A 25,125-nucleotide genomic window follows, 5' to 3' on the forward strand; every position below is an offset into this window, starting at 1 on the left:
ATTCACTTGCAGATTAGCAGTTGGTGACAAATGGTTTAACGGATGACTTTTTTCAACACGCCGAGCACCCCGCGAATAAACGTAGCGCTGGTCAAAACCTTGACGACCGGGTTCATGCGCGTTGAGCGACGGGAAGATGACGACCTGCGAGTGCCGGAAGCTTTCGCCCGGGCCTCAGCTTCTTCTTCCCGGGCGGCTTCGGCCTCGGCTTTTTCAATTTTCTCGTTCAACATTTCATAGGCGCTTTCCCGGTCGATGGCCTCGTTGTATTTCTCCCGGAGTTTTGAAGCGGCAACCAGGTCGGCGAGTTCCGGGTCCGTCAGGATATCCATCCGGCTCATGGGCGCCCGCATCAGCGTGGCGGCCAGGGGGGTGGGCCGGCCTTTTTCGTCCAGGGCGGAAACCAGCGCCTCCCCGATACCCAGGGATGTCAGGACCTCTTTGGTGTCGTAATATTCCGAGATCGGGTAGTTTTCAGCAGTCAATTTTATCGCCTTCCGGTCGCGGGCGGTAAAGGCCCGGAGCGCGTGCTGGACTTTCAACCCAAGCTGGGCAAGTACTTCGTTGGGGATGTCCGTCGGGTTTTGGGTGACGAAATACAGGCCAATCCCCTTGGAGCGTATGAGTTTGACAATCCCTTCGATCTGTTCGAGCAGCGCCTTGGAGGCCTGGTCGAAAATCAGGTGGGCTTCGTCGATAAACAGGATGAGTTCGGGCCGTTCGCTATCGCCCTGTTCCGGGAAGGTGCTGTAGATTTCCGCCAGCAGGCTGAGCATAAAGGTGGAAAACAGTTTTGGCCGGTCCTGTATATCCGTAAGCCGGATGATATTGATATACCCGCGGCCCTTGTCGTCAATCCGGGTCAGGTCGTTGACCTCAAAGGATTTTTCGCCGAAAAACAAATCGGCCCCCTGCTGTTCGAGTTCGATGACCTTCCTGAGGATTGTCCCGGTGGAACTCGTGCTGATGCGCCCGTAGTTTTTCTTGAATTCTTCCTTGCCTTCGCCTGTGGCGTACTGCAGGACCTTTTTAAAATCCTTCAGGTCCAGGAGCGGCAGTTTGTTGTCGTCGCAGTATTTGAATATCACCGCCACGATCCCTTCCTGTACGGTAGACAGGTCGAGTATCCGGGACAGCAACACGGGGCCGAATTCCGAAACGGTGGCCCGGAGTTTTACCCCGTCCTGTTCGGAAAGGGTCAGGACTTCCACGGGAAAGGACGACGGCTCGAAGCCCAGGCCAATCTGGGCCATGCGCTCGTCGATTTTCGGGTGCCCCGGGCTGGGTTGAGCCAGGCCGCTGAGGTCGCCTTTCAGGTCCATGAGCAGTACGGGCACGCCCTTGAGCGACAGGTTTTCCGCGAGTACTTGCAGGGATTTGGTTTTACCCGTACCGGTTGCCCCGGCGATGAGGCCGTGCCGGTTCATCGTCTCCAGGGGGATTTTTACATGCGCCCCGGTCAGGGCCTCCCCGTTGAGCATGGCGGCGCCGACGGTTATGAAGTCGCCCTTGCAGCGATATCCGTTCTCGATGTGTTCCCGGAAGGCTTCCGCGTTGGACATAGGTTGGATTTTGTGATAAAAATAGGGGAATTACCCAGAATACTAAAACAAATTGATGCCCGGGGAGGGACCCGGTGCGGGAACCCCGGATTCCCTATCTTTGCGGCATGGAAAAAGCAGGGGTACTGGCGCAGGTGGACAAGGGGTTGATGCTCCCGTTGATGGAGGCGTTCTACACGATACAGGGCGAAGGTTTCCACAAGGGGACGGCTGCCTACTTCATACGGGTAGGCGGCTGCGATGTGGGGTGCCACTGGTGCGACGTCAAGGAAAGTTGGAATGCCGACCTGCATCCCCCCACGGCCGTCGATACAATCGTCCGGGATGCCGCAGCGGCCTCGGATACCATTGTGGTGACGGGCGGGGAGCCGCTCATGTGGGATATGGCCCCGCTGACTTCCCGATTGAAATCCCGCGGAATGAAAATCCATATCGAGACTTCCGGGGCCTACCCGCTCACCGGTACCTGGGACTGGATCTGCCTTTCCCCGAAAAAGAACAAGGCCCCGGTGGGCGATATCCATCAGCGGGCACATGAACTAAAAGTAATCGTTTACAACCGGCACGACCTGAAATTTGCCGAGGAGCACGCGGAGCTGACTTCCCCGGACTGCCTGCTCTACCTGCAGCCGGAATGGAGCGTGCGGGAGAAGGTGACCCCGCTCATCGTGGAGTACGTGATGGCGAACCCCCGGTGGCGGGTGTCGCTGCAGACGCATAAATACCTGAATATCCCCTAATTTGGCCGGCCGCCTGCCTGCACGAGGTCTAGGATGCATTCCGGGCCCAGTGCGGGGACGGCTGCCATCCCTTTGGCGGTCCTTTTTTCCAGCATGCTGGTCATCCCCGGCCCGAATTCCAGTTGGGCCCGCATCAGGCAATCGGATTCATTGCAGTGGTTGGGCGCCTCCGGGTCCTCGTGCGGGTTGACCTCCGGGGTGCCCAGGTCTACCAGGCCAAACAGGTGGCCGAATTCATGGCCGATGGTGGCCGTTTCCACATCCGCAACGCGCAGGAAATTCGAGCGGAAGGTCACATCGCGAATGGTGGTGGCGTGGATGACCATGGAGGTATTCCGGTACACCGCCCCCAGGGTAACGATGTTTTCGTCTTCCATATCCGCATCGGCCGGGGCATCGGCAAAATAGATGTACATCCCAAGGGTGTTTCCCTCGTTGAAGACCGTCCGGTTTTCGTTCTCCAGGTTGGCAATTTCCTGGAGGCTCAGGCTTTCTTCCCCCGGGGACTGCAGGGGCAGGAATTCAAACTGGATAACCGTTTTGAAGGTGCGGTCCTCCAGAAAGTCCCGGACATTGTCCAGCGATTCGTCCAGGGGGCGAAACCCCTGTACATAGGCCACTTGCACGCGCAGGGCGTCAAAGTCGTCGTTGGTGAGGAAATCGGGGGCGCTATCCCCGGTAGCAAGCAGGTTGGCCGATCGGTCGATGGGGACCTCTACGGGCCCCTCGTCTTTGGAACATCCTGTGAGTGCCAAAAACAGGAGTGCCAGGCCGGTGAACAATATCCTGTATTTCTTTGTCGTCATGCCGTTTATTTTTTTATTAACGCAATGCTGCCCGGTTGTGGTATCCGCTAGTGGGATAATCGGGCCAGATAATCGTAATGGTTCCCGTGTTCCAGCAATTCTGCCTCCAACCCGGCCTCCCGGGCCGCTTCCCCCAGGGTTTCCCAGTCTGCGAATAACCAGGAAAACGCTTCGCTTCGCTGACCCCCGTATTCCCAGAGATAGGTAACTTCCCCGTAATATTCCCGGTCGCCGGGCACCCAAACGCCCCCGTCAGGGTCCCTGTCGAACATATAGATGATGTCACTGGAGTCTGCCAGAATCTGGCCGCCGGGGGCCAGCAAGGACTTCAGATGACGCAAAAAGGGGGTTAACCCGGCCCGGCGTCCCGCCAAACCGATCCCGTTCATTAATAACAACAAGGTGTCGAAATCCCCTACCCGGTATTCCCGGATATCTGCGAGTACCGGCTGTTGGACTCCCCGCTCAGCCGCTACTTGCAGGGCCCCGGGAGAGCTGTCCAGGGCGGTGACATCCAGGCCGCGCTCCTGGAGGCACAGGCTGTGGCAACCGGCGGCACTGCCGACGTCCAAGACCCGGCCCCGTGCCAGGGTGAGCGCCGTCTGTTCCAGGTAAGGCATGCCGGGAAAGTCCCGGAAGAAGTAGGAGGGGGGTACCACTTCCGAATCCCCCAGGGAGGAGTGACTGACCAGATCGCCGGCCGGGTTGCCCTGATGGTAATCCATCAATGCCTTTCCGAAAACATCCATAGGCCCTACCTTTGGGGGGTGCCTGCTAAAGGTGCAGGCTGCGCCAAAAATACGAATTAATACTCCGTTGGAATGGATGAGGATCTGGAAAAACTGCCCCAGCGGGCAGCTGAAAAGCGGGAGGAAAACCGCCGGTTTCTGGGGAAACTCCGGCAACGCCCGCCAAAGAAGCTGGACCACCTGATGGCGGAATTGCACCGGGACGAATTCCAGCGCACGGACTGCCTGGATTGCGGGAACTGCTGCCGCACCACGGGCCCCCTCTTTACCCAGAACGATATCGGCAGGATCGCCGGACACCTCCGCATGAAACCCGGGGCCTTTGTGGAAAAATACCTGCGCACCGATGAGGACGGCGACCAGGTGCTGCAGGATCTGCCCTGCCCCTTCCTGGGTGCGGATAATTTTTGCCATATATACGAAGTCCGCCCCCGGGCGTGCCGGGAATACCCCCATACCGACCGCCGCAAATTCCACCAGATCACTTCCCTGACCCTGAAGAACACGGCTATTTGCCCGGCGGCATTCCGGATCGTCGAAGAGATGAAAAGGCGGCTGCCTGGTTATTTATAAGGCCTGGCAACCTGTTTTGTGCGGGGCGCTGGCATTTTTAAATCCGGTAAAAGGCTGTTCTCCGCCGGAATACATCTGACTTTTTAATATTTTTAGTCCTGTGGAAACGCTGATCGGGTATTTTGAAACCATCCCCTCCTCCCACCGGAGCCTCCTGCTGGTGAGCGGGATCACCATTTTCTGGCTCCTGGAGGGAGCGGTCCCGCTGGTTCGGTTTAAATACCGCAAATGGCGGCACGCCCTCCCGAATATCTTTTTCACACTCACCACGGTGGCGGTGAATTTTGCCCTCGCCTTCCTGCTCCTGCAGGCCAGCGACTGGACGCAAACCAGCGGCTTCGGGATCATCAACTGGATGCCGGACCTGCCGCTCTGGGCGTATGTCGCGCTCGGGGTGCTGTTGCTGGATTTTTTCGGGGCCTGGCTCCCGCATTTTGTGGAACACCAGGTGAAGCCCCTGTGGATGGTCCACCTGGTCCACCATACGGACCACGAGGTAGACACCACCACGGCCAACCGGCACCACCCGATCGAAAGCGTGATCCGGTTTGTATTCACGCTGTTTGGTGTCGTGCTGGTGGGTACGCCCATAGGTGTTGTGATGCTCTACCAGTCGCTCTCTTTGGTTTCCACCCAGTTCAACCATGCCAATATCCGCCTGCCGCGCAGGGTAGACCGGGTGCTGAGCTGGGTGATCGTCTCCCCGGACATGCACAAGGTGCACCACCACTATGTGCTGCCCTACACGGATTCCAACTACGGCAATATTTTTTCTATCTGGGACCGGTTGCTGGGGACGTATCGGGAACTGGACCGGGAAGCCATCGTCTACGGCGTGGATACCTTCCCGGACCGAAAGGAGAATGGGAGTGTCTGGGGGTTGTTGCGGCAGCCATTCCACAAATACCGGAAACCCACCACAACAGGCACGGGCCACACGGATGCCGATGCAACCGGGGCGGGTGCCCGGGGTTAGGATTTCCCGAAGCCGGAATTTATCGGGACACGGGCCTACGGGTACCGCAGGTATTTGGCGCGTATCGCCCGGAAGGCTTCCAGCCCGGGTTGCCAGGACGACCGTATTTCCTCCATTTGCATCCCGTTTTCGATTTGCCGCTGCAGCTCGGCAGTTCCCGCGTGGCGGGTAAAACCGCTGGTGAGGAAAAATTCCGATTCCGGATCCCGGTGTGTATAGGCTTCAATGAGCCATTCCAGGTTTACGGCGCGTGGCGGCTCCACGTTTCTCAGGTCCCTGCCGTGGCATAGCACCCCTTCGTGTTTCGGGTGGCTTGCGCCGGGGTTCGGCCGGGGCGTATACGAAAAGGCAAAATGCCCGGGGTCCAGGTAGGGGGCCCCGAAAGCCTGGAACTGATGGTCGGTTCCCCGGCCGGCGTTTGCGGTGGTCCCCTCAAACAAGCCCAGGCTGGGATACAGCATGGCGGCCTGCGTATTCGGGATATTCGGCGAGGGGGGGATGGGCAGTTCGTACGGGATGCTGCGCTGGTAATTTTGCAGGGGAATAACCGTCAGCTCGGCGCGGATGCCTCCTTCCAGCCAGCCTTCCGCATTGATCATTTCCGCGTATTCTCCAAGGGTCATCCCGTAGGCCAGGGGGATGGGGGTCATCCCCAGGAACCCCTTGTGTGCGTCTTCCATAATGGGCCCGTCCACAAAATTTGCATTCGGGTTGGGCCGGTCCAGTACCAACACGGGGATGCCCGCTTCGGCGCAGGCCTCCATCACGAGCTGGAGGGTTGCGATGTAGGTGTAAAACCGCACGCCCAGGTCCTGGATGTCAAAGACTACCAGGTCCAGGCCTTCCAGGTGTTCCGGGCCGGGTTTCCGGTTGGCCCCGTAGAGGGAAATTATCGGCAGGCCTGTGCGGATATCCGTGCCGTCCTGTACGTGTTCCCCGGCATCCGCCTGACCCCTGAAACCGTGTTCCGGGGCAAATACGCGCCTGAGGTCCATCCCGGCTGCCAGGAGGGAATCGGCCAGGTGTACGGGCTCTTTCCCGTCCCGGAAGACGACGCTGGTCTGGTTGGCCACCAGGGCAATCCGCTTGCCCCGGAGCAATGGAAAATAGGCATCCGTCTGGTTGGCCCCCGTTACCGGGTCGTTGGCAGGGGTCCCGGCTTCGGCGGGTTGCCCGGTGGAACTTCCGCAGGCCGCCAGGCCCAGGAGAAGTGCAAATAGTGTATTTTTGAGGGTGGTTAACACAGGCAGGGATTGAATTTAGAATTATACATCGCAAGGCGGCTGATCGGCAGCAAGGAGGATAAAAGTACTATTTCCGCCCCAATCATTAAAATAGCTATTGCCGCCATCGCTTTGGGCCTCTTGATGATGTTGGTTGCCCTGGCCACCGGCGTGGGGCTCAAATACAAGATCCGCGAAAAGGTATCCGCCTTTAACGGCCACATCCAGATCTACAATTTTGACAACAATGTGTCCCAGGTCTCCGTGGTGCCCATCGCCCGCGACCAGGAATTCTATCCGGATTTCAACCTGACCGACGGGGTGCGCCATATCCAGGCGGTGGCTACCAAGGCCGGGATCATCCGGACGGAAGACACCTTTGAGGGGATCATCGCCAAAGGGGTGGGGCCGGATTACGACTGGACGGCCTTCCGGGATTTCCTGGTGGCCGGGGAACTGCCCGATTACAGCGGGGAACTCGGGGAGGAGGTGCTGGTTTCCCGCCTGCTGGCCAACCGGTTGCAGCTTCAGGTGGGCAGCGAATTCAACAGCCTGTTCCTCAAGGACGAGGATCCGTCCCGCGTTCCCAACCGGAGGCGGTTCCGGGTGGCGGGGATCTTTGACAGCGGCTTCGAGGAGTTCGACGGCACCTACGTATTTACGGATATCCGGCACATCCAGCGGATGTATGGGTGGGAACCCGGGGAGATCGGGAATTTCGAGATTTTCCTGGACGATTTTGACGCCATCGGGGAAAAGAGCGCGGAAATCTATGGGAAGACCCTTTCCAGCCTGGACACCCAGACGATTATCGATAAGTACTACCAGATCTTTGAGTGGATCGGGCTGTTCGACTTCAACATCGCCCTGATTATCGGGATCATGATTTTGGTGGGAGGCATCAATATGATCACCGCCCTGCTGGTCCTGATCCTGGAGCGCACCCCGATGATCGGCATCCTCAAGGCACTCGGCGCCCGGGACTGGAGCATCCGCAAGGTGTTCCTCTACAACGCGGCCTACCTGATCGGTATCGGCCTGCTCTGGGGCAATGGCCTGGGCCTGGCGCTGCTGGCCGTGCAGCACCGTTTCCGGATTTTTGAGTTCCCCAACCCCGAGGAATATTATATTGACTATATCCCGGTTTATATGGACCTCCCAACGATTTTGTTGCTCAACCTCGGGGTGCTGCTGCTCTGCCTGCTCATGCTGCTGTTGCCGTCCTATATCATCACCCGCATCAGCCCGGTCCGGGCAATTCAATTCGATTGACTTCCTTCCCGGTTCGCTTCGGCCTGTGCTATTCCTTTTGGCCTGCCTATATTTGCCTGTAATGGAATACGCCTCGAATATCCTCGGGACCATCGGGAACACCCCCCTGGTCCGAATCAACCGGATCACCAGCGATTTACCCTGCCTGGTCCTCGCCAAATACGAAACCTTCAACCCCGGGAATTCCGTCAAGGACCGGATGGCACTGAAGATGGTTGAAGATGCCGAGGCCGACGGCTTGCTAAGCCCGGGCGGCACGATTGTGGAAGGGACCTCCGGGAATACCGGTATGGGGCTCGCCCTGGCAGCAATTGTCAGGGGTTACCGGATGATATGCGTAATCAGTGACAAGCAATCCCGGGAGAAAATCGATATCCTCCGCGCGGTGGGGTGCGAAGTGCATATCTGCCCGACGGATGTCGCCCCGGAGGACCCGAGAAGTTATTATTCCACGGCGCGACGGCTGGCGGAGGAGATCCCCGGCGCCTGGTATGTAAACCAATACGACAACCCGGGGAATACCCGCGCCCATTACGAGAGTACCGGGCCGGAAATCTGGCAGCAGACCGACGGCAGGGTGACGCATTTTGTGGTCGGCGTGGGTACCGGCGGCACGATTTCCGGGGTGGGGCGCTACCTGAAAGAGCAGAATCCCGACATCCGCATCTGGGGGGTGGACACCTACGGGTCTGTGTTTAAGAAATACCATGAAACCGGCATTTTTGACCCGGACGAGATCTACCCGTATGTGACCGAGGGCATCGGGGAGGACATCCTGCCGGAGAATGTGGACTTTGAGATCATCGACGGCTTTACCAAAGTCACCGACCGGGATGCGGCCCTGTATACCCGGCGCCTGGCCCGGGAGGAGGGTATGTTCCTGGGCAATTCGGCCGGGGCCGCTGTGAAAGGCGTGCTGCAGCTCGCGGAACATTTTGGCCCGGAAGACGTGGTGGTGGTATTGTTCCACGACCACGGCAGCCGGTATGTAAATAAAATATACAACGACCAGTGGATGCGGGACCAGGGTTTTCTGGACCCGGAATCCGGCCCACCGGTAAAGGAATAGTCCATCGTGGGCGGGTGTGCACTGTTCAGAGAGGAATCGATAGAAAGGCACATTAATTATTATGAGAGGCAAAGAGCTTCGACGCCTTTGCAATTCGATACGCAGAATTTATGACCCCGAAAAATTCGCCTGACAACCATGCATCAAAAAACAACAAAACATCCAATAAAGGTCCTGATTTCATAGGGGTTGGTCCGGAAAAGACCGGAACGACCTGGATATATAAGCACCTGAATACGCATCCGGAAACCCGGTGCACCCCGGTTAAGGAGCTTCGCTATTTCTGGGAAAACCTGGCGTTTCCGGGCGAAAGTTTCCTGCACCGGCTTTTGCACCGGAAGAGCTGGCACAACCCCCAGTATCGCGCGTATTTCAGGCAACGATTCAGGACTTACCTCAGACAGCCGGGAACTTTAAGGGATACCCGGCGATTGGCCTGGGACTTGAAATACCTTTTTGCCAGGCACGACGACAACTGGTACCTGTCCAGCTTTGATAACACCCCGGGGTGCATCTCCGGCGAGGTGAGCCCCCAGTACTTTTTCCTCCCCGAAGCGGAAGTTGCCCGTATCTGTGAGTTGCTCCCGGACACCAAATTCATTATTTCCCTTAGATACCCCCCGGAATGGGCGTGGTCGTTTGCCCGGATGATGGTCCGCATCCGGGAGATTGAGAACAGTGAGGAGGCGATAGAGGGTTTTATCCGGGAACTGAAAGAGGAAAAGTCCTTCGCAAAGAGCCTGCAGATCTGGAAAAAGTACGTGCCGGAGGATCGGTTAAAAATTGTTTATTTTGACCAGCTCCGCGATCAACCGCAGGAGCTCTTTAATGAGATTTGCGACTTTTTGGGCATTCAACCCATGACCAAGGAACTCGCCCAATTCAAGGCAGCGGTCAACAAGGGAAAGAAAAGGGAAATACCCGATCGGTTCCGGACGATGCTCGCCAAGGGCTGGCAGGATGAGATTGCTGCGTTGGACCGGGCCCTGCCGGATTTGCCGGAAGCCTGGCGGACCCGTAAATTCTGATCGTGCCATCTGCGCGGATGGACGACGGATACGCAAAGAGAACAAAGAAAAACCCGATATGAAGCAAGAGTATACAAGCCAGGCGGAATTGATCAACGGCGACCTGCGGGTCCGGGTCGAAGCTGGAGAACTCCGGAGTTTCCGGCGGGGAGACAGGGAGTATATGCACGATCCTTCCGAACCCGGATGGGGCCACTCGGACACCGAAATGTTCCCGGTGATCGGCCCGACGGCGGAAGCGGCCTACCGCGTGCAGGTGCCCCGGGGAAATGCGATCCAGGACCAGCACGGTTTGCTCCGGGAACTGGCTTATTCCTGTACGGTCCGGGAAAAGGACCGGGCCGTGTTTGTCAGGGAATACAAAGCGGGAACCCCGGTGGCGAATTCCAAGTATCCCGGCCGGTCAACAGCCCGGCTACTGATCTGGCCTTATTCGTTCCGGGTTGAAAAACATTTTCAGTTGGGCCCTGGTTCCCTGGAAATCACCTTTCGGGTGGAGGGGGAGAAAGACATGCCGTACATGTTCGGTTACCACCCGGCTTTCCGGCTGGGGGGGGAGGGGTCCCTGGAGGCGTGCGGCCGGGAATTCGAACTATCGGAAATCCTCGCAGCCGGCGACCGTGCACTGGAAGTTCCCGCCTGCGAAACGGTGTTCCTGGGAGGCGATACGCCGCTGCGCATCCACACGGCCGGATTCGGGAATTTTATGCTCTGGTCGCCGGACCCCGGGATGGTATGCGTGGAACCCATCACCTATTACCCGTATACACACGGTCCTGCCCGCCTTCACGAGGGGTTTCGCTTCCTCGACTCCAAAAAAGCGGAGTTTTCGGTACGGCTCCAGCCTGCAGGTTAGGCCTGTCTGGCCCCCTGAAATCCGCTTAAATTCGTACTTTTATTCGACAGAACCCTTCATCATGAAAATTGAACAAATCTATACCGGGTGCCTCGCCCAGGGGGCGTATTACATCGAAAGCGAAGGGGAGGCGGCGATCATCGACCCGCTCCGTGAGGTTGGCCCCTACCTGAGGCGGGCAAAATCCGACAAGGCGGAGATCAAATATATATTCGAAACGCATTTCCATGCGGATTTTGTCAGCGGGCACCTGACGCTGTCGCGGGAAACCGGGGCACCGATCATCTACGGCCCCCTGGCCAACCCGTCCTTCGACGCGGTGATAGCGAAAGACGGGCAGGTTTTCCGGTTGGGCAAGGTAGCCTTTGAGGTGTTGCATACCCCGGGGCATACCATGGAAAGCACCACCTACCTGCTGCGCGACCCGGAAGGGAAGCCCCATGCAATATTTTCCGGCGACACGCTGTTCCTCGGCGACGTAGGCCGCCCGGATTTGGCCCAGAAGGCTGCCGACCTGACCCAGGAGGAACTGGCTGGCACCCTGTACGACAGCCTGCGCAATAAAATAATGCCCCTGCCCGATGAGGTGATTGTCTACCCGGCCCACGGGGCGGGCTCGGCCTGCGGGAAGAACATGATGAAGGAAACCGTCGATACGCTGGGGAACCAGAAAAAGGTGAATTATGCACTCCGGGCAGACATGACCCGGGAGGAATTTATCGCCGAGGTGACGGAAGGGCTTGCGCCCCCGCCGGATTACTTCCCCCTGAACGTAAAAATGAACCGGGAAGGTTACGAGGACTTTGACCAGGTCCTCGCCCGCGGGACCCGCGCCCTGGAACCGGATGCCTTTGAAGCAGCTGCAGAAGAGACCGGGGCGATTGTCCTGGACGTCCGCCACCAGGAAGATTTTGCCAGGGGCCACATCCCCCGTTCAATATTTATCGGCCTGAATGGCGATTTTGCCCCCTGGGTGGGTGCCCTGGTAGCCGATGTGGAACAGCCCATACTGTTAGTGACCCCGGAAGGGAAGGAGGAAGAGGCCGTCACCCGCCTGTCCCGGGTCGGTTTTGACAAAACGGTGGGTTATTTAAAAGGCGGGTTTACCGCCTGGGAATCGGCGGGGAAGGAAATCGACCAGGTCAGGACCCGGCCGGCTTCCCGGATGGAATCCGAGATGGCCGAACAGCCTGGCCGGGTGTTCGATGTCCGGAAAGAAAGTGAATACGAGGCCGAACATCTGGAAGGCGCACAGAACACGCCCCTGGCCAGGATCAATGACTTCCTCCAGGAATTCCCGCAGGAGGAGGCCTTTTACGTGCATTGTGCAGGGGGGTACCGCTCGATGATTGCCGCCTCCATCCTGAAAAGCCGCGGATACCACAACCTTACGGATATCGGTGGCGGGTTTAAGGCGATGAAAGAGAGCGGGCTGCCGGTAACAGCCTTCAGGTGCCCTTCCCAGACGGGAGAGTAACCTGCGGTAGGGTCCGGATTCCGATACGCCATTACAGCACCTGTTTTGATCAGAAGGACGCATTTCCCCGTCGGAGATATGCCCTTTTTTTATATGTTAAGAAAATCACAAAAATTTCTTAATAAAACGGGTGTAAATCCCTAATTTTAGCGAGAAACAGAAGACGCGAGATGTTTAAAGAATTTTTGGAGCGGCTCGGGTGGATGAATATCGTGCTGCTCCTGATAGTGTTTTCGATTATTGTAGTTGCTGAAATCCGATACTTGCAGGGCCACATTCTGGAGGCTATTTTCATCGGTTTGTGGGCTCCAACCATACTCGGATTTATGAATTACCTCAAATACAAAAAGTGACCATGGACCTCGTCCTTGTATATTCGATTTTTGTCGGCCTGGTCTTTATGGTCTGGTTGCTCTTTGTCATCCGGCAATTCCACAAGCTCCGGAATAAGAACAAGTAGTTTACCCGGGGATACGCTTTACCCTGGCCGGGTGTTTCAATATATACGACTGTACTATTTTCTCCGTTTCCGGATAGTGTTTCTGGGGGGTGATCAGCGCCTCGAGGTCCGGAAGGCGATCCGGGCACTGGCCTTTGGGAACAAAGCCGTACCCCCGGTAGGTCCCGTCTGCCACCCAAACCAGGCCTCGCTCATCCGGTTGCCTGCCCTGCTCGTCTATTACCAGGTGGTTGCCGCCGGGCTCCAGCGATTGCAAGGCGTCGCGGACCTTTTTGTTGTAGGCTTCCACGGTTTGTTTTCCCGAGCAAATACCCGCGCATTGCGGCACGCGGAAATGACTGCAGGTTGCCACCCCTTCCTGCAGGTGGCAGAACTTGGCACATAACCCGAATTCCGTACACAGTTGCTCCAAAAATAAACGGGCATCCGTCTGGCTGAAGAAGACGCGAAGCGCTTGCTGGCCCCGGGCGAGCCTGTTAAACGCCAGGTGTATTACGCCGTTTCGGTCCGGATAGCTGAACAGTCCGAAAGCCGGACGGATGTTTTTTTGCGCCCGGTTGTATTTTGGAAAGTACTTCTTGATGGCGGCAGCTTCCATCAGCAGGGCAACCAGGTCCGAACCCGATAATTCAAAATCGATTTGGGAGGTCTCCCGGCAGAGCCTGCGTTCCCGGTCTGAGGTATCGTAAAAATGCCCGAGGGCGCGCTGGCGGATATCGATCGCCTTGCCTACATAGATGACATTTCCCTTGGAATCCTTGAAAAAGTATATACCCGGTGCCTCGGGTAGCTGCCGGAAGGACTCCAGGGGCAGGTGAGGCGGGAGCGTCCCTTCCCGCGACCGGGCATTGAGGAAGCCTGCAATGGTGTCCTGTCCGCCGGGCTGCTCCATGGCCCGGAGCAGGAGCAATGCGGTGGCCCGTGCATCCCCGGCGGCGCGGTGCCGATCGGAGAGCGGGATTTCCAGGGAGCGACAAAGCTTACCCAGGCTGTAGGAGCGAAGCCCCGGGAACACCCTGCGCGAAAGCCGCACGGTACAAAGTTTTTTACGCCCAAAGTCCAGGCCGCACCTTTCGAACTCCTTTCGGACAATCGGATAGTCAAAATTCACGGAGTGGGCCACAAAGACCCGCCCAGAGGAGAAGGCATCGATCTTTGGGGCTATTTCTGAAAAATCCGGGGCATTGCGCACCATGGCCGTGGTGATCCCGGTGAGCCCGGTGATAAAGGCCGGAATTTCACATCCCGGGTTTACCAGGGTGGAATAAGAATCCGCAATACGGCCCTGGTCGATATTGAACAGGGCAATTTCCGTGATCCGGTTTCCGTAAATCCCGTTCCCGGTGGTTTCTATGTCTACTACGGTGTACAAGGCAGCCAGGTGATATCTGTAAAAGTACGATTTCGAGCGTGGAATTCAAGGCTCCGGCGGAGGTGAAAATTATTTTTGAAGAGATGGTTTTTGAATCGGAAAAAAGACGAATTTCGCCCCGTGAAAACACAAGTATCGGGACGGTTGTCCCAGCGATGCAACTAAGCAACACCACCGGCCGCCCCGCTGCGGGGAACCCGCAGAAGGAACAGACGCTTCAGCAAGCGCACCGGACAGAATATCCCGCGGTTCCCGTCTTTGCACGGGGACTCCTGGCTCTCAATTCCCACGCCTATGGCCGCTCTCATTAATCAACCAGGGGCAAAACGCATCCTGATGGTATCCCGTTGGGGCGAAAGTCTGGATTTGGCCAACGCCATGAAAGAAGAAGGCCATGCGATGAAGTTCTATATCGAGGACCGCCCATCCCGGGAGATCGGATACGGGTTTGTCCCGAAGGTCCGCGACTGGAAAAAGCACGTGGATTGGGCGGACCTGATCATTTTCGACTACACCGGATTTGGCGCCGAGGCCGACCGGCTCCGGGAAGCGGGCAAACCGGTATTCGGGGGAACGGCCTATACGGATCAACTGGAGCTCGACCGGAATTTCGGACAGCAGGAGTTGCAGCGCCACAAGATCAAAACAATCCCCTCCCACGAATTCCACAGTTTCCAGGAGGCGATCCGGTTTGTGGAAACCCACCCGAACGCCTACGTGGTGAAACCGATGGGGGAGACGCAGGAATTGAAGCAGTTGCTCTTTGTCGGCAAGGACGATCGGGGGGAGGATGTCGTAAGGTTGCTTCGGGCCTATGAGAAATCCTGGGGAGCCGGCTTCGGAAGTTTCCAGTTGCAGCGGCGCGTCAAAGGGGTGGAGATCTCTATTTCGGCGTTTTTCAACGGGAAATCATTCCTCGCCCCGTACAATGTAACCTTCGAACACAAGAAACTCTTCCCGAAAGAAGTGGGGGTTTCCACCGGCGAAATGGGATCCTCCATGTTTTGGACGGCCCATTCCCCATTGTTTGAGCGGACCCTCCAGAAATTCGGTCCCGCCCTGGCGCGGGAAAATTTCCGGGGTCACCTGGATATCAATTGCATCGTGAATGGCAATGGGGTCTACCCCCTCGAATTCACTTCCCGTTTCGGGTACCCCCAGATTTTTATCCAGCGGGCGGGAATCACCGAGCCGATGGGGGAGTTGCTTTACGGGATAGCGGCCGGTACTCGGGAAACGCTGCAGACGCGCAAGGGCTTCCAGGTAGGGGCGTTTATTGCCGTCCCGCCTTTTCCGTACGACGACAAAAAGACATTTGACCTCTTTTCGAAGGACGCCGTTGTGGTTTTCCAGAAGGGTACGGAAGGTATCCACCCGATGCACCTGAAACAGGTGGGCGACCAGTGGCTGATTACCGGAAATACCGGGTTGGCCGTGCTGGTTACCGGGACCGGCCTCACCATGAAGGATGCCCAACGGACCATGTACAACCGCATTGGGAGCGTGATCGTTAACAACGGCTACTACCGGACCGATATCGGCGACCGCTGGCAGGAGGATTCGGATAAACTGTGGTCCTGGGGCTACCTCTGAGATGAAGCCGCTGCAATTGACCGACTGGACGAAAACCCCCGAGCGATTTTTCCGGGAGCTCCCCATGGACTGGACGGACGGCTTGCGGGCTGCCTGGCCGGATATCGCCGGGGAATCGAGAATCCTCGTTTGTTCGGATAATCACGGATTTACCTGCGGAGGCATCGTCAGCCGGGCCATCTTCCCGGATATGGGCCCCTACGAAGACCGTGCCCGGGATTTATACAACCGGCAATACTGGTACATCGGATACCTCTACGTGCACGCAAAACACCGTTCGGAAGGGCTGGGCACCCGATGGATGGAAGCGATTCGAACCGAGGTTCCGGCACGTGGTTTCTGGCTTGTGATTGAGAAAATCGGTTTGCTCAAGTTTTATGCCCGCTCGGGATTCCATGTAGACCGGATCCTCCGCATCGGGGGCGAACGGGAGTGGTTGCTCATTGTGGGCCGTGAGGATTGGTAATTTCCCGGGCCGGACGTGCCGGAAGGTATAAACCGCTTGGAGGAAAATTCATGCAACCATCTGATTAACAATACTTTTAACGAATTTAACCGCTTTTGATCCGCAATTGACCCAACCAAGGACGAACTTTATCTAAATTCCTTTTTGGAAACGCCGCCGGAACTTTACGGCTGCTTTCTGGAACCTTCCCCATACCTCCTGTACCTGCTTGTGCTTTCATGTTCAACCAAACAGAAACCACATGCAAAAAACTACGCTCGCCCAATTAATCATTGCGGTTTTACTTCTGGGATTCCCGGTAGCTCTGGTAGGTGCAACCTATCCGACTGTTTCGGATATCGCGCACCAGACTGAAGATCCGCATAGCTGCGAGGTTGAAAAGGTTTCGGATGCCAGCACTACAAAGGCAACCGATGGATCGGCCATCGTACATATGACCGGGGGGATCGCCCCCTACACGTATTTGTGGAGCAATGGGGAAACCACCCAGACGGCTACCCAACTAGGGGTAGGTACGCACCAGGTTACCGTTACGGATTCGGACGGATGTTCCTCAGTTTGTGAAGTAACCATCAGTTGTTCGACGACACCCCCGGAAGAAGTTTGTGACGGTGTGGACAACGACGGGGATGGCCAGATTGACGAAGGCTTTGATGCCGACGGCGACGGCATCCCGGACTGCGAGGACGACTGCGACGACCGCATTGATACCGACGGTGATGGCACTCCAGATTGCACGGACGACTGCGACGACACCATTGACTCAGACGGCGACGGCATCCCGGACTGCGAAGACGATTGCGATGACCGCATCGACTCCGATGGCGACGGTATTTCCGACTGCATCGACGATTGCGACGACAGTATTGACACGGACGGGGACGGTACCCCGGACTGTGTCGACGATTGCGATGACAGTATTGACACGGACGGCGACGGTATTTCCGACTGCGAGGACGACTGCGACGACCGCATTGATACCGACGGTGATGGCACTCCAGATTGCACGGACGACTGCGACGACACCATTGACACGGATGGCGACGGTACCCCGGATTGTGTGGATGACTGCGACGACACCATTGACTCGGACGGGGACGGTACCCCGGATTGTGTGGATGACTGCGACGACACCATTGACTCAGACGGCGACGGTATTTCCGACTGCGAGGACGACTGCGACGACACCATTGATACCGACGGTGATGGCACTCCGGATTGCACGGACGACTGCGACGACCGCATTGATACCGACGGTGATGGCACTCCAGATTGCACGGACGACTGCGACGACACCATTGACTCAGACGGCGACGGTGTCCCGGATTGCGTGGATGTCTGCCCAGGCTCTGACGATACGGCCGATTCGGACAATGACGGCATCCCCGATGGCTGCGACGTAGAGGAATGCGACGGTCTGGACAATGACGGGGACGGTCAGATCGATGAAGACCTCGATTGCGAAGAGCCAACCGGTGAGTGCCAGACTGCCTTTGCTCGATATACCCCAAATAATACATCCTTCTGTGAGGACAATTTAGGCGCCAACCGCTGGGGCTGGACGAACTTCTTCGATACGGAAGGAAACTACAATATGGAATTTTATTCCGGTGCCGGACAATGCGATACTTCCAACGGCTACCAGTCCGGAAATGTTACCGTGGCATATTCCAACGATATTGTTACTGTTACCATCAACCTGTTACCCGGGAATGTCATGACACAGGCCCACCTGTATGTTGGGGAAGAGAAATACCCCGAAGATAACAAAGGAGATCCAACGGTTGCACCGGGCCAGTATACCCAGGTAGTCGACCCGCTCAACAACGTAACTAGCTATCAGTTTCAACCCATAGATGTAAGCGACTATACAAACGGGTTCTACGTGATTGTCCATGCCGAAACCTGCCCGACGGGCGAGGTGGAAAAGCAGGGGCGCTCCGAAACACTGGTTGAGATGAAGCCTTTCCCGACCGTCTTTAATACGGACTTCGAGGTGGGGATCGAATCGGCTGTTCCTACCCGTGCCATCTTGCAGGTCTATACCCTGAATGGTGTCAGCATCAAACGGATGCCAGTGGAATTGCAGGCTGGGATGACAACCATACCCGTCAACCTGCCCGGTTTAAATTCAGCCATGTACCTGCTGGAGGTTCGAACCCCGCAAGGTCAAAGCCTGACTGCAAAAATCATGGCCCGGTAGGGATAGATACAGATAGATCCATAGTTTTGAAAACCGCAGTATCCGAGGGTACTGCGGTTTTTTGTTGCCCGACCCTGGCACCAGAAATTCCACCAGGGGGTGCTGGCGAATTGCAGCCCCCGAACCTATTCTTGCCCTGTCGCAATAAGAAGCCGGCGGGAGGATTCCGAAAATCCGGAAAAGAGTAGGAGCCATTTAATTCGTATTCACATGAAAAAGTTGTTTACCCTGACGATGATCTGCCTGTTTGGTTTTTGCGGGCCCCTGGCCTATCCATCTGCTGCAGACCCGGCCCCAGTTAAATTTCCGGGAGAAGTTGAAAAGGCCCAGTTGCAAGTCGTTTTTGGCAATGACCGGATGCAACAAACATTCCGGACAGATTTTCTCCCTGTGGACGCCTTTGAATCCCTGGAGTTTCCGCTTGGTATCGAAAAATTAAGAGAGCAATTTACCGAGGGTGAACTCTGCAAGGTATCCATTACCGTCACAGTACGGGTCGGGATAGATTCGAGTTACGCCGAAGCTTCCATGACAGTCAGTGATGTGAGCTGTGACCTGGTGGCTGCAACCATCAAGCGTATGAAAAGTCAATTGCTGGCAGCTCTTAAGTGATTTGGAAGAGGGGCAGGTCCGGGGGCGCGCCGTCGGGCGCCCAACCTTGGCGTAAACACTTATTATTTTGCTGGGCCATCTTGTCGTTCGGCGGCCATGCCGGGCTCCAGTGTCAGTATGTGGTGGCCGATTACGAGGTGCTGCTGGACCTTGGGATACTTCGGAAATTCCAGGCCCGCCTTTATATCTCGGGGGATCGGGCCCGTTTTGACTGGGGATCCCCGGAAATGCCCTTGGAATCCCGGGATAGCCGGGAACTCAGGGTGCAGGTAGCGCCCCCGGACACGATTGGCACCTACAATTACACCGACTCCCGTGGGGCCTTGATGTACTCTACCGTTGCCTCATTGGAAGGAGCGACCCGGATACTGAAGGAACCCCTGCCGGCCATCCATTGGAAGATTACGGAGAAACAACGGGAAATCGGTGCGTACCGGTGCTTGTATGCGGAAGGTTTCTTCCGGGGCCGGAAATACGGGGTCTGGTTTACTCCGGACATCCCGGTCCATTTCGGACCCTGGAAGTTGTACGGTTTGCCCGGATTGGTGGTTTCAGCGTCTGATGAAAACCACGCGGTTACCTTCAGGCTGCATGGCTTGACGCCCGGGGATTCCTTTCCCGAAACAGATTTTTCGGATCTGGAACCCATAGACCTGGCGGCCTACCGGAACTTCTTAAAAGATCGTTCCAACCGGTTGTTGCGCAGAATCCAGGCGCGTATGCCGCGGGGAGCTCAGTTCCGACTTACCGACCAACAACACCTTGAAATATTTCAATGAAACGCGAGATCGAATGTCAGATAGGAGGGGTATTGGTCGGTTTGGCGTGGCCATTTCGATATTTTGCATTTCGTTTCATGTATCCGGACAGCAGCAAATCCAGGGACATGTCCGCGACAGCCTGAATATACCCGTTTCCCATGTCAGCGTTGTCCTGTCCGGGGCGTCAGATTCCCTGATCATCGATTACGCATATTCCGGGCCTTCGGGGGGTTACCGCCTGGAATGCCCCGGAGCTGGGAGGTATTCGGTGACCTTCAGGTCCCTGGGATATCGAACCCGTTCTGTCCGGCTGCATTGCCCCGGGCATCCGCATCTGGCCCCGCGTATATTGAATACGACGCTTTTTCCGGCCCCTCTGGAGCTCGATACGGTATATGTGGCGCCGCCGCCCGCCGTTCACGTTCACGGGGATACGGTGGATATCAGTGTGCGGCAGTTCCGACGGGGCAACGAACCGGCCGTAGCCGACCTGCTGAAGCTGCTCCCGGGGATCAGTGTGGATGCGGAAGGGGTGGTTCGCGTCAATGGCCGACCGGTTGAAAAGGTATTGATCGGGGGGGACGACCTTTTCGGGAATGGGTACCAGTTGCTTACCCGCAACCTGGATGCGGAGGTCATCGACCGGGTGCAGGTAATCCGGAATTACGATTCCAACCCGCTGCTTGCAGGGTTACGCCAGGTTCAGGGGGTTGCTCTGAACCTGGAATTGAAGGATTCGGTGGGTGCTTCCGTCTTCGGGAGGTGGGTTTCCTTAAAAGGGATGCCTGCCGGTTTTGGCCAAATGCTGCATGCAGCTAAAATCGCCTCCCGTTCAAAACAGTTTGCGATTGCCGACCTGAACAACACGGGCAGGGATGCAACCGGGGAACTTTATGAATTGCTATACCCGGAACAATTGACCGGTGAAACATTTGTCGGGGATAAGGCATCCCTGCGGACCCGGCTCGGCAACCCGAATCCATGGGGCAGCCTGCAGGAATTTCGGTACGAAGCCAATGAAGCGGAAACCTTTGCGGGAAGCGCCCGTTTTGAGGCAGGGGCGGCCAATAAACTCCACTTTCTGCTCGTTTACAGCGGGGATGAAACCCGGGCCGGGGCTTCCACTTCGGAAGATTACCGGGCAGGGGGAGCGGACTTTCGAAATTCAGAGACGATGGCATACAGGGGTTTCGAGCGTGCCGGGATGGCCCGGGCGGGCCTGGTCCGCGAACTTGCAGGGATGCGTCTGGAATGGGTCAACACTCTCAAGTACAGTGTTTTCGGGGAGCGTCAAACCGGGGAATTCAATGGCCGGGCGGTGGGTGGTTCCGCCCGGGAAGTTCGCTCGGGCCTGGACAGCCGCCTGACCTGGACCCGCCGGTTGGATGCCCGGTCGGCCCTGCAAGTAACTGGCCGCTATGTGACAGACCGTATGCCTTTTCGCCAGTGGATACCCGACATTTCCGGTTCGGGATCTTCAAACCTGCCCGGGGTGGACGGGTTTATTGAGCAGAAATCCCGGAACCACCTGGGTTTTTTGGGCGTTGAAGCTACTTGCTTCCGGAAGGCATCCTCCGGGATGCTTCAAGGGACAGTGGGTGTAACCCATCGGGCAGAGAACCTGGTGTTCCCACCTTACGATTGGTTCCATATGGGAGGTTTTGGGAATGGTTTGTTTACAGCTTATATGAGGGGGGAGATTGAACAGTCTTTTGGGAAGCAGTTGCAATTGCTTGCCGGGGGTGCCCTGGTTTTTGGGAGGAACCGCTATTCCGGGGAGGATGCTTTCTATACTAGCTATTTGAACCTGTTGCCAAAAATCCGACTGACCTGGAATCCGAATGACCTGAATACCCTGAGCTTTTCCTACTCGCTGGGGGCTGAGCCGTCGGGTCTGCAAGAACACGCCGGCGCTTATTTCCTTATGGGTTACCGGAACATCCGCCGGGGTGTGGGGGAGTTTTTCCTCGGACGCAGCCACAGGTTTTTATTCAACTACCAATTCGGGGATTGGGGGAATTCCACCATGCTGCGGGCGTCCCTTGCGGTAAATCGGGAAGATAGGTGTCTGGGGAGTTTCCGGGTCGTATGGCCGCAATTCACAGTAGACTCCCAACAGCGTTTTGATCGAGCAACTTCCGTTTCATTGGGCGCTTCCGGCAATTGGTTTGTTCCGGGCCTGGAGTCTAACCTCAAGGCGGAATACCACCTTTCCCGAAGAATTTTTCAAGACCGGATCAACTTCGCACTGCGTTCCCTGGAGGGTTTGTCAACCCGATGGGGAGCAGCGTGGCGTACGGCCTGGGATCGTGGGTTCAACCTGCATGCGGGAAGTCGCTGGAACTGGTCGGCAACCCGGGGGGATTGGCGAAACACCGCTCAAAGCTCCGAGTATTTCCTCGATTTGGAGTTTCGGCCGCGGCCCGACTGGTTCCTTACCCTGAAATCGCGAAGAGAGGCATTTCGGGGATCCGGCAAGCCGGCGATTGCCTGGTTTTCCGATCTGGATGTCCGCTACCGGCCAAGAGCCGGCCAATTGGCCTATAGGCTGGGGGTGCGAAACCTGTTTAATACCAGGAGCTACCGGACCGTATTTCCAACGGATACCGGCGAGGTTACCTCCACCCTGAACCTGCTTCCCCGATTGATTGCTTTGGAAGCGGAGTTCCGGTTTTAGGCCCGGATATTGCACCCTGCTTTAGGCCCGGATATTGCACCCTGCTCCTATTTTGGAATAATACCTGTTTGGAAATTGCCTGTAAGTTGATTAAAATGGAGCGGATTTGTCCAATGATTCACAATACGAATTCATTCAACCCGATTCGTCACCATGTCTACCCGAGCCGCGAAGATTATTAATTTCAACCGGGAAGTTGCCTTTTCGGGCAGCCTGCCTCCGGACATCCGCATCCTGAACCCATTCCGATCCAATTCGGAGGTTCAGGCCATTTCCGAGGCCTTTTACAGGAAGTTTTATTCGGATAACCAACCCCGAAAACTGATTCTTGGGATCAACCCGGGCCGGTTGGGAGCGGGGGCCACCGGGATCCCGTTTACCGACAGCAAGCGGCTCGGGGACCCGTGCGGCCTTGAAACCGGAAGCCTCAAGACGCACGAACCCTCCTCGGTCTTTATCTATGAGGTTATCGATGCAATGGGCGGGCCGGAAAGGTTTTACAGCAAGTACTATATCAATTCGGTCTGCCCGCTCGGGTTTGTCCGCAAAAACCAGAAGGGGAATTGGGTTAACTGCAATTATTACGACTTCCCCGAGCTTTTCAAGGCGGTACGTCCGTTTATGATTGAGAACCTGCAGACCCAGGCCCGGATTGCAGGGGATGCCTCCGTCTGTTTTGCCCTCGGAAAAAAGAACGCGCGGTTTTTGGAAACACTCAACCAGGAAGCCGGCTTATTTGCACACATCGTAGCGCTGGACCACCCGAGGTATGTGGTGCAGTATAAATCCCGGCATATGTCGGAGTATGTAGCCACCTACCGGCGCGCACTCCAGGCGGCACATGATTAAAACCCTTGTTTTTTAATGGTTTATCTCCAACGTAAACCGTAAAAAACCGAGTATATTTAAAGGTCCCCCTCGAAGGAAAAACGATTGACTCGTGGACAAGCCTATTGCAGATCTTCATTGCCACCCGAGCCTGAAGCCGCATCTGAACGACAGGATTCCCGACATCTGGCGCCGGGCTGAAAACCCTCTGGCCCATCAGGTATTTGCCCGATTCAGTATCCGCAAACTGGTTTTGGCCGGGACGCTCAACAAACTTGCCCGGGTTACCCAATCCAATCTGGACGCGTGTTTCGAGGGTCGGAACCGACTGGTGGTTTGCAGCCTGTATCCGTTTGAACGGGAATTCCTGCGCCCGGACCGACCTTTCAAGAGGGCATCCCTGCTGGTTCGTACCGGCCTGCAACTTCTGTTGGGACGCCGGTACCGGAAAAGCGTGGACCTCAAACTGATCCGGTTGATAACCGGAATTTCCGAAAAATGGACCAGTTGGTTCCTCGGCCAGGTTCACGGGCAGGAGGTGTGGATCGATTATTTTCGGGATTACCAGCGCGAATACAACTACCTGAAGGACTCCCAGGGCCCGCGCCCGGGGGACGCTGCCGTTGGTTCCATCCCGGAATTCCGGTTGGTCCGGTCTTTTGCCGAATTGGAAGCCCTGGAAGGCCGGCCGGTCATTTGCGGCATCCTTTCGCTCGAAGGCCTGCACGGTATCGGCAGGTATCCCAAAAAGGCCCTTCGGGGGGCTACCCCGTTTGAAGATTTGATGCCGGAGGAACAGGAGGCCATCCGAACGTCACTCTTCAGGAACCTGGATACTATAAAAATGGCCGGTCGCGGGACAGGCTCCGACCCGGATGGGATCGCACCGTTTTTCGTCACCTTTTCCCACCACATGAACAATTTCCTGGCTGGCCATGCCCGGAGTTTTGGGGGCTTGCTCAGCCGGGTATTCAACCAACAGCCCGGGTTGGGCCTCGGGTTTTCGGCCCTGGGGGAGGAAATGGTGGGGAGGCTGCTGGAGCGGCGGGAAGATGCCGGCAGGATATTGATCGATACAAAACACCTGTCGCTCAAGGCACGGGGGGAATACTACCGGAGGGTCGGCAATATGCGGAACCGGGGGGACAACGTCCCGGTAATTGCGAGTCATACTGCTGTGAACGGCCTGGCGGATCTGGCAACAGCAGCGGGCAATGACAACGACCCCCGGATAGAACGCCGGTCCTATATCAGCCGGTTTTCCATCAACCTGACCGACGAAGATATCCGGGAAATCCTGAAATCGGATGGCCTGATCGGTATTTGCATGCACGACGGCCGGATGCCCGGCCGCAAATTCAAAAGAAAATTAAAAGCTGTAAGGGCTTATCGCGAAAAAGCGAAACGACTGTATGCGCAACTCTTCCTCACCAATGTATTTCATATTGTCCGGGTTGGGGAGGCGTACCTGGCTTCCGGGGGACGGGTTGCCGGCTCTGCAGACCCCTGGAAAACCGTGGCCCTGGGCTCGGATAACGACGGGATTGTCGACCCGTTTGACACCTACCGGACAGCTGCCGATTTTCCGGCATTCCGGAAGAAGTTGATCGAGGCGCTCAAAACCCAGGAGCGTCCCTATATGAGGGAATTCCGGATCCTTTCGCTTCCCGGGGAGGTTCCCATGCCGGCAGCAGAAATCGCGCGGCTGATGAACGGGCAAACCCCCGAGGAGGTAGTGGATCGGATATTTTACAGCAACGTCCGGCATTTCCTGAAGAAGTACTTTAACGATGCCTACCGGTATGCTCAACCGATTGCCTGA

22 protein-coding genes are annotated in these 25,125 nt (G+C 56.6%); 17 read left to right on the forward strand and 5 right to left on the reverse strand.

Annotated elements, in window-relative coordinates; translation table 11 throughout:
• Positions 1–35 precede the first annotated feature (35 nt).
• Complete coding sequence (locus AC3DKS_RS12515; protein ID WP_015754006.1) at positions 36–1,562, reverse strand: helicase HerA-like domain-containing protein; 1,527 nt, start codon at positions 1,560–1,562, stop codon at positions 36–38.
• Positions 1,563–1,669: 107 nt separating this feature from the next.
• On the opposite strand from AC3DKS_RS12515, the gene AC3DKS_RS12520 reads away from it, so the two are divergent.
• Entirely contained in the window at positions 1,670–2,302 is a 633-nt protein-coding gene (locus tag AC3DKS_RS12520; RefSeq protein ID WP_272608297.1) for a 7-carboxy-7-deazaguanine synthase QueE, read from the forward strand.
• Here the strand turns inward: AC3DKS_RS12520 and AC3DKS_RS12525 are convergent.
• Complete coding sequence (locus tag AC3DKS_RS12525; protein WP_272608299.1) at positions 2,299–3,108, reverse strand: hypothetical protein; 810 nt, start codon at positions 3,106–3,108, stop codon at positions 2,299–2,301. The two genes, AC3DKS_RS12520 and AC3DKS_RS12525, sit on opposite strands and share 4 nt — an antisense overlap.
• A gap of 47 nt (positions 3,109–3,155) precedes the next feature.
• Positions 3,156–3,857, reverse strand: coding sequence for a class I SAM-dependent methyltransferase (locus AC3DKS_RS12530; RefSeq protein WP_272608300.1), 702 nt, complete (start codon positions 3,855–3,857; stop codon positions 3,156–3,158).
• A gap of 72 nt (positions 3,858–3,929) precedes the next feature.
• On the opposite strand from AC3DKS_RS12530, the gene AC3DKS_RS12535 reads away from it, so the two are divergent.
• Positions 3,930–4,430 carry a YkgJ family cysteine cluster protein gene (locus AC3DKS_RS12535; protein WP_015754010.1) on the forward strand — a complete coding sequence of 167 codons (501 nt, stop codon included), beginning with the start codon at positions 3,930–3,932 and terminating at the stop codon, positions 4,428–4,430.
• Between the two features lie 100 nt (positions 4,431–4,530).
• A complete protein-coding gene (locus AC3DKS_RS12540) occupies positions 4,531–5,406 on the forward strand; it encodes a sterol desaturase family protein (RefSeq protein ID WP_272608302.1) in 876 nt (291 codons plus the stop codon).
• Positions 5,407–5,441: 35 nt separating this feature from the next.
• On the opposite strand, the gene AC3DKS_RS12545 is transcribed toward AC3DKS_RS12540, so the two are convergent.
• Complete coding sequence (locus tag AC3DKS_RS12545) at positions 5,442–6,650, reverse strand: exo-beta-N-acetylmuramidase NamZ family protein (protein ID WP_272608304.1); 1,209 nt, start codon at positions 6,648–6,650, stop codon at positions 5,442–5,444.
• 9 nt (positions 6,651–6,659) lie between these two features.
• Here AC3DKS_RS12545 and AC3DKS_RS12550 point away from each other — a divergent pair, with 9 nt between their 5' ends.
• The 6 genes from AC3DKS_RS12550 (at position 6,660) to AC3DKS_RS12575 (ending at position 12,684) form a co-directional block, all read left to right on the forward strand.
• A complete protein-coding gene (locus AC3DKS_RS12550; RefSeq protein WP_015754013.1) occupies positions 6,660–7,901 on the forward strand; it encodes an ABC transporter permease in 1,242 nt (413 codons plus the stop codon).
• A gap of 61 nt (positions 7,902–7,962) precedes the next feature.
• Positions 7,963–8,970, forward strand: a complete 1,008-nt coding sequence (locus tag AC3DKS_RS12555; protein WP_015754014.1) for a PLP-dependent cysteine synthase family protein — start codon at positions 7,963–7,965, stop codon at positions 8,968–8,970.
• A 110-nt stretch (positions 8,971–9,080) separates the two neighbouring features.
• Positions 9,081–9,998, forward strand: coding sequence for a sulfotransferase (locus tag AC3DKS_RS12560; protein WP_015754015.1), 918 nt, complete (start codon positions 9,081–9,083; stop codon positions 9,996–9,998).
• 58 nt (positions 9,999–10,056) lie between these two features.
• Positions 10,057–10,854, forward strand: coding sequence for an aldose epimerase family protein (locus AC3DKS_RS12565; protein ID WP_272608307.1), 798 nt, complete (start codon positions 10,057–10,059; stop codon positions 10,852–10,854).
• 61 nt (positions 10,855–10,915) lie between these two features.
• The gene (locus AC3DKS_RS12570) at positions 10,916–12,331 is read left to right on the forward strand and encodes an MBL fold metallo-hydrolase (protein WP_015754017.1); all 1,416 of its coding nucleotides are present in this window, start codon (positions 10,916–10,918) and stop codon (positions 12,329–12,331) included.
• 170 nt (positions 12,332–12,501) lie between these two features.
• Positions 12,502–12,684 carry a hypothetical protein gene (locus AC3DKS_RS12575; protein ID WP_015754018.1) on the forward strand — a complete coding sequence of 61 codons (183 nt, stop codon included), beginning with the start codon at positions 12,502–12,504 and terminating at the stop codon, positions 12,682–12,684.
• Between the two features lie 108 nt (positions 12,685–12,792).
• On the opposite strand, the gene AC3DKS_RS12580 is transcribed toward AC3DKS_RS12575, so the two are convergent.
• On the reverse strand, positions 12,793–14,163 hold the full coding sequence (locus AC3DKS_RS12580) for an exonuclease domain-containing protein (protein WP_015754020.1): 1,371 nt from the start codon (positions 14,161–14,163) through the stop codon (positions 12,793–12,795).
• Between the two features lie 294 nt (positions 14,164–14,457).
• Between AC3DKS_RS12580 and AC3DKS_RS12585 the strand changes: the two genes are divergently transcribed.
• The 8 genes from AC3DKS_RS12585 to AC3DKS_RS12620 all read left to right on the forward strand — a co-directional run bounded on the left by AC3DKS_RS12585 (position 14,458) and on the right by AC3DKS_RS12620 (position 25,125).
• Positions 14,458–15,756, forward strand: a complete 1,299-nt coding sequence (locus AC3DKS_RS12585; protein ID WP_015754021.1) for a phosphoribosylamine--glycine ligase — start codon at positions 14,458–14,460, stop codon at positions 15,754–15,756.
• 1 nt (position 15,757) lies between these two features.
• Positions 15,758–16,222: a GNAT family N-acetyltransferase gene (locus tag AC3DKS_RS12590; RefSeq protein WP_015754022.1), complete on the forward strand. Its 465-nt coding sequence runs from the start codon at positions 15,758–15,760 to the stop codon at positions 16,220–16,222.
• A gap of 241 nt (positions 16,223–16,463) precedes the next feature.
• Entirely contained in the window at positions 16,464–18,425 is a 1,962-nt protein-coding gene (locus AC3DKS_RS12595; protein ID WP_272608312.1) for a SprB repeat-containing protein, read from the forward strand.
• A gap of 210 nt (positions 18,426–18,635) precedes the next feature.
• Positions 18,636–19,037, forward strand: coding sequence for a hypothetical protein (locus tag AC3DKS_RS12600; protein ID WP_015754024.1), 402 nt, complete (start codon positions 18,636–18,638; stop codon positions 19,035–19,037).
• Positions 19,038–19,117: 80 nt separating this feature from the next.
• Positions 19,118–19,816 carry a GLPGLI family protein gene (locus tag AC3DKS_RS12605; protein ID WP_015754025.1) on the forward strand — a complete coding sequence of 233 codons (699 nt, stop codon included), beginning with the start codon at positions 19,118–19,120 and terminating at the stop codon, positions 19,814–19,816.
• Between the two features lie 13 nt (positions 19,817–19,829).
• Entirely contained in the window at positions 19,830–22,475 is a 2,646-nt protein-coding gene (locus AC3DKS_RS12610) for a carboxypeptidase regulatory-like domain-containing protein (RefSeq protein WP_015754026.1), read from the forward strand.
• Between the two features lie 153 nt (positions 22,476–22,628).
• Positions 22,629–23,324 carry an SMUG2 DNA glycosylase family protein gene (locus AC3DKS_RS12615; RefSeq protein WP_015754027.1) on the forward strand — a complete coding sequence of 232 codons (696 nt, stop codon included), beginning with the start codon at positions 22,629–22,631 and terminating at the stop codon, positions 23,322–23,324.
• Between the two features lie 91 nt (positions 23,325–23,415).
• Positions 23,416–25,125, forward strand: a complete 1,710-nt coding sequence (locus tag AC3DKS_RS12620; protein ID WP_420593001.1) for a hypothetical protein — start codon at positions 23,416–23,418, stop codon at positions 25,123–25,125.

The organism is Robiginitalea sp. (genome assembly GCF_982776155.1).

What these genes read in the sequence shown, in the direction of transcription:
- AC3DKS_RS12615 (WP_015754027.1), top strand. Translation starts at nt 22,629, where the DNA reads ATGTCTACCCGAGCCGCGAAGATTATTAATTTCAACCGGGAAGTTGCC.
- AC3DKS_RS12595 (WP_272608312.1), top strand. Translation starts at nt 16,464, where the DNA reads ATGCAAAAAACTACGCTCGCCCAATTAATCATTGCGGTTTTACTTCTG.
- AC3DKS_RS12530 (WP_272608300.1), bottom strand. Translation starts at nt 3,857, where the DNA reads ATGGATGTTTTCGGAAAGGCATTGATGGATTACCATCAGGGCAACCCG.
- AC3DKS_RS12535 (WP_015754010.1), top strand. Translation starts at nt 3,930, where the DNA reads ATGGATGAGGATCTGGAAAAACTGCCCCAGCGGGCAGCTGAAAAGCGG.
- AC3DKS_RS12600 (WP_015754024.1), top strand. Translation starts at nt 18,636, where the DNA reads ATGAAAAAGTTGTTTACCCTGACGATGATCTGCCTGTTTGGTTTTTGC.
- AC3DKS_RS12570 (WP_015754017.1), top strand. Translation starts at nt 10,916, where the DNA reads ATGAAAATTGAACAAATCTATACCGGGTGCCTCGCCCAGGGGGCGTAT.
- AC3DKS_RS12590 (WP_015754022.1), top strand. Translation starts at nt 15,758, where the DNA reads ATGAAGCCGCTGCAATTGACCGACTGGACGAAAACCCCCGAGCGATTT.
- AC3DKS_RS12565 (WP_272608307.1), top strand. Translation starts at nt 10,057, where the DNA reads ATGAAGCAAGAGTATACAAGCCAGGCGGAATTGATCAACGGCGACCTG.
- AC3DKS_RS12515 (WP_015754006.1), bottom strand. Translation starts at nt 1,562, where the DNA reads ATGTCCAACGCGGAAGCCTTCCGGGAACACATCGAGAACGGATATCGC.
- AC3DKS_RS12525 (WP_272608299.1), bottom strand. Translation starts at nt 3,108, where the DNA reads ATGACGACAAAGAAATACAGGATATTGTTCACCGGCCTGGCACTCCTG.
- AC3DKS_RS12560 (WP_015754015.1), top strand. Translation starts at nt 9,081, where the DNA reads ATGACCCCGAAAAATTCGCCTGACAACCATGCATCAAAAAACAACAAA.
- AC3DKS_RS12520 (WP_272608297.1), top strand. Translation starts at nt 1,670, where the DNA reads ATGGAAAAAGCAGGGGTACTGGCGCAGGTGGACAAGGGGTTGATGCTC.
- AC3DKS_RS12575 (WP_015754018.1), top strand. Translation starts at nt 12,502, where the DNA reads ATGTTTAAAGAATTTTTGGAGCGGCTCGGGTGGATGAATATCGTGCTG.
- AC3DKS_RS12585 (WP_015754021.1), top strand. Translation starts at nt 14,458, where the DNA reads ATGGCCGCTCTCATTAATCAACCAGGGGCAAAACGCATCCTGATGGTA.
- AC3DKS_RS12610 (WP_015754026.1), top strand. Translation starts at nt 19,830, where the DNA reads ATGTCAGATAGGAGGGGTATTGGTCGGTTTGGCGTGGCCATTTCGATA.
- AC3DKS_RS12555 (WP_015754014.1), top strand. Translation starts at nt 7,963, where the DNA reads ATGGAATACGCCTCGAATATCCTCGGGACCATCGGGAACACCCCCCTG.